Annotated in this window: 2 protein-coding genes and 1 pseudogene; all 3 read left to right on the forward strand. The window is 75.4% G+C overall.

The window, feature by feature from the left end:
• Nucleotides 1-699 (forward strand): baseplate J/gp47 family protein (locus H5J33_RS23375; RefSeq protein WP_181796869.1); only part of this gene is annotated, 699 nt, incomplete at its 5' end.
• Nucleotides 696-4,469, forward strand: coding sequence for a putative baseplate assembly protein (locus H5J33_RS23380; RefSeq protein ID WP_181796870.1), 3,774 nt, complete (start codon nt 696-698; stop codon nt 4,467-4,469). The genes H5J33_RS23375 and H5J33_RS23380, both read left to right, overlap by 4 nt.
• A pseudogene (locus H5J33_RS23385) lies at nt 4,469-4,898 on the forward strand (hypothetical protein); the annotation flags it as partial. The gene H5J33_RS23380 and the pseudogene H5J33_RS23385, both read left to right, overlap by 1 nt.

The raw sequence follows: 4,898 nt of genomic DNA on the forward strand, positions 1-4,898 counted from the left end.
TCCAGCCGCTCGCCGAACGGGGCATCGAGCTGCTCGCCGGTGTCGTCCAGGACCGAACCCCTGGACCAGGTACGCCAGTCGGCGCCTCTGGAGCTGCGCCGCACCCGGCTGCGCGCCGTCACCGCCGCCGATTACGCGGCGCTCGCCTCCACCGTGCCCGGCGTCCAGCGCGCCGCCGCAGACCTCCGCTGGACCGGCAGCACACAGGAGGCCCACATCGCCGTCGACGCGTACGGCGGCACCCCGTCGCCGCGCCTGCTCGACACGGTGACCCAGGCCCTGGAGACGTACCGGCGCATCGGCCACGACCTGGTGGTCGGCCCCGCCCGGCTGGTGCCGGTGGACATCGCACTGAGGGTGTGCGCCCTGCCCGGTCACCAGCACGGACAGATCCTGGCCGACCTGTACCGCGTCCTCGGCCGAGGACGGCTGCCCGGCGGCCGGCTCGCCTTCTTCCACCCCGACGCCCTGACCTTCGGCGAACCGGTCCGGCTCAGCCGCCTGATCGCCGTCGCCGCGGCCGTCCCCGGCGTGGAGAGCGTCGAAGTGACCCGGCTGCGGCGGCTGTTCGGACCGGACCGGGGCGAACGGGAGGACGGCTTGCTGCGGCTCGGCCCGCTGGAGCTCGCCACCTGCGACAACGACCCCGACCGGCCCGAACAGGGCCGCCTGGAGATCACTCCGGGAGGAGCCCGATGAACCGGCCCTGCTCCTGCGGCGGCGCGTGCGGCGGCCACGACGAGCGCCTCGCCCCCGCCCCCCTCCACAACCCGCCCGGCCGCACCGCCCTCGACTACCGCGTCGGCGAGTACGGCGGCTTTCTCGCCGCCCTCCTCGACCGGCTCGCCTCACCCGCGTACCCGGCCCTCGGCGGGCTCACCGTGCGCACCCCCGACGACCCGGCCGTGGGACTGCTCGACGCCGCCGCCGTCCTCGGCGACCTGCTCACCTTCCACTCCGAGCGGATCGCCGACGAGGCATACCTGCGCACCGCCCGCGAACACCGCTCCCTGGTCCTGCTGGGCCGGCTCGTCGGGCACCGGCCCCGCCCCGGAGTGGCCGCCGCCACCCATCTGGCGTACACCCTCGAACGCGACCCGCGCGCCGAGACCCTGCCGGTGCCGATCCCGCGCGGGGCCCGCAGCCACAGCGTGCCGGCCTCCGCCGACGAGCAGGCGCTGACCTTCGAGACCTCCCGGGACCTCACCGCCCGCTGGGACTGGAACGAACTGACGGTACGGCGCCGCCGGCCCTCCCTCGTCACCCCCGACGACCTGGCCCGCCGCTCCGAACTGTTCGTGGAGGGCACGGGCCACTCCCTGCGAACGGGCGACAAACTCCTCTTCGTCTTCGGCGAACAGGCCGGCGGAGTGCGGAAGTTGATCCCGATTGCCGGCGTCCGCGCCGACCCCGGGGAAGACATCACCGCGCTCACCCTGCCCCAGTCGGCCCCGCCCACGCTCAAGGAACTGGTGGCCGAGGTACGACGCTGGACCGCCGAGCCGGCCGCCCCCGGTGATCCCGGGGACGAGCCGCCGACGCCCGAGGTCCCCAACCCGCGTCCGGTCAGCCGCCTGATCGAGGACTTCGACGACCAGGTCCTCGCCGCCCTGCGCACCGACCTGGACACCATCGACAGCCCGGAGCGGCTCGCCACCCGCCTCGGCGAGCCGGTGGCCCGTCTGCGCGAGGCCGAGGTCCTGGCGGAGCCGTACGAGGACGTCGCGGCGTGGTTCGGACAACTGGAGGCGGTCCTCGCGGAACTGGCCGGGCGGGCGCTGGCGTCGGCACCCGCCCGGCCCGCCACCCAGGACGACGACACCCCCCGGGCACGGACGAGCCTTCTCGCCACCGCACAGCGGCAGACCCCGCCCGATCCCCGTGAAGCCGCCCTCCATGCCCTGAACACGATCCTCCCCGCCCTGCGCACCGCCGTCCCCGCGCCCCGGCAGGGGGCCCGCACCCGCCGCCCCGGCACCGACACCGCCCGTCTGCTGACCGCCCTCCACCCTGGCCTGGTCGGCCTCTACCCGGCCTGGCGCACCGCCACCACCCCGGCCACCGGCCCACTGCTGCGCGCCCTCCTCGCGATGCGCGTCACCGCCGCCCCCTTCGGCGCCAACGCCCCGCTCAAACCGGTCCAGGACGCCCGCGGCCGCGTCATCCGCACCGCCGACTGGCCGCTGACCGGAGGCACGCTGGCGAGCATGCGCGTGGTGTACGACCCCGCGGGCAGGACACCGGTCCGCGCCGAGTTCCAGTACGTCGAGGGCAGCGGCTCCGACCAGCGCGCCGAGAACCTGCCCGTGAGCCAGCCGGTGACCTTCACCCTGGGACCCGGCCAGGTCGACCTGTCCACCCGGGCCGCCCGCGACCACGAGCCGGTCCGGCAGGACCACCACCCGGCCGCCGACGGCGAACCCGGCGTCACCGCCCGCCTCCACGCCGGCCTGCCCGAGGGCAGCCTGTCCGTCTCCCGCCCCGAGGACGACGGCACCGTACACATCGCCCTGACCGACGGCGCCACCGAGCGGTTCTCCCTGGAGCCCGGCGGCAGCAGGCGGTTCACCCACGGCGAGTACCAGGTGAGCGTCACCTACACGGTCGGCAGCACCGCACCGAACGTCGAGATCGTCATCGCGAGCAAGCCCGCGCCCCTCAACCGCCGCATCCTGCGACTGGACGGCGTCCACGACGCCGTCACCGTCGGCAGCTGGGTGGCGGTCGAGCGCCCGGCCAAGGGCACGGGCGTCCCCGGCGACGCCGCACTCGCCTTGGTCACCACCCAGGTGGCGGCCGTCCGGACGGCCGCGTACTCCGACTACGGCATCACCGGCCGCGGCACCGAACTCACCCTGGCCGACCCCTGGCTGGACGAGTCCGACGTCCTGCTCTCCCACATCCGCGACACCACCGTGCACGCGGCGGGCGAGCCGCTGCGCCCGGCCGACGAACCGCTCGGCGAGGACGTACACGGCAACGAGATCGAACTCGCCGAGCTCCACGACGGGTTGCGGCCCGGCCGCACCCTCGTCGTGAGCGGCGAACGCACCGACGTACCCGGCGCGAGCGGGGTCACCGCGAGCGAGGTGGTCACCATCGCCGCCGCCGACCCGGCCATCGACCCCCACCTCCCCGGCGACCACGTCCACACCCGCCTCACCCTCACCACGAACCTGGTCCACCGCTACCACCGGGCGAGCGTGCGGATCCTCGGCAACGTCGTCGAGGCCACCCACGGCGAAAGCCGCGAGGAAGCCATCGGCAGCGGCGACTCCGACCGCGCCAACCAGACCTTCGCCCTCTGGCAGTCCCCGCTGACCTGGCTCGCCGCCGACAACCCGCTCGGCGCCACCCCGGTACTCGAGATCCGCGTGGACGGCCTGCTCTGGCACGAGGCCGACAGCCTCGCCGGGCGCGGCCCCACCGAACGCGTCTACATCACCGGCACCGCCGCCGACGGCCGCACCACCGTCACCTTCGGCGACGGCGTCCACGGCGCCCGGCTGCCGAGCGGACACGAGAACGTGCGCGCCCGCTACCGCTTCGGCACCGGCAAGGCCGCCGACGTCCCCGCCGAACGGATCACCCAGCCGCTCACCCGCCCCCTCGGCGTCACCGCGGTCACCAACCCCCTGCCGGCGACCGGCGGTTCGGACGCGGACGGGCCGGGCCCGACCCGACGTACGATCCCGCTCGCCGTCTCCGCCCTGGACCGGCTGGTCTCCCCGGCCGACTACGAGGACTTCGCCCGCTCCCGGGCCGGCATCGGCCGGGCCGCCGCCCGGGAACTGTTCGACGGACGCCGGCGGGTGCTCCACGTGACGGTCGCCGGCACCGACGACGTCCCGCTCGCCGACGACGACCTCCGGCCGCTGCGCCGCGCCCTGACCGAGTACGGCGACCCCGGCCTGCCGGTCCGCGTGGACGCGCGCGAACTCGTCCTGCTGCTGATCGCCGCCAAGGTGAAACTCGCCCCCGACCATGCCTGGGAGACCGTCGAACCCCGGCTGCGTCAGGCCCTGCTGCGCCGCCTCGACTACGAGGGACGGGAACTCGGCAGGCCCGCCCGCCTCTCCGAGGTGCTGGCCACCGCCCACACCGTGCCCGGCGTCGACCACGTGGACGTGGACGTCTTCACGGGCGTTCCCGCCTCCGCGACCCCGGACCGGCTCACCGCCCTGCTCACCGGCCCCGGCATCCCGCAGCCCACGGTCCCCGCACACCCGGCGGCCTACGACGAGCAGACCTACACGGTCCGCGACGCCGACGGCGAGACCCTGACGTCGGTCTGCGCCCGCCACGGCATCCCGCTCGGCCGGCTGCTGCGCCTCAACCCGGACATCACCGACACCCGGCGCCTGGCCAAGGGCCGGACGGTGGTCGTCTTCCGCGGCATCCGCCCGGCCCGGCTCGCCATGCTGTCGGCGCGGGCCGCGGACACCCTGATCCTGACGGAGGTCAAGTGATGTCCCCCGACGCCCGACCGCCGACGCCGGCCGACCGGAACCCCGATGAACTCGCCGGACTGCTGCCCCGCCGGCACCGGCTGCGCGACGCGGAGGAGGGCGAACCGCTGCGGGCCCTGCTCGCGGTCATCGGAGAACAACTGGACCGGGTCCGCGACGGCGTGCGCCAGGGCTACGACGACCTGTTCGTGGAGACCGCCGCGCCCTGGGTGCTGCCCTACCTCGGCGACCTCGTCGGCTACCGCACCCTGCCCGGCTACGAGCGCGTCCTCACCACCGGGCTGCACGGCGGTGGCCGGGAAGCGCTCGCCGAGGCCGTCGCCCCCCGCCGGGACGTCGCCGCCACGGTCGCCCAACGGCGCCGCAAGGGCACCCTGCACCTGCTGGAGGAACTCTCCGACCGGGTCGCCGGCTGGCCCGCCCGCGCCG

This window comes from Streptomyces sp. WELS2, assembly GCF_013870595.1.
In the GTDB taxonomy this organism is placed as follows: Bacteria; Actinomycetota; Actinomycetes; order Streptomycetales; family Streptomycetaceae; genus Streptomyces.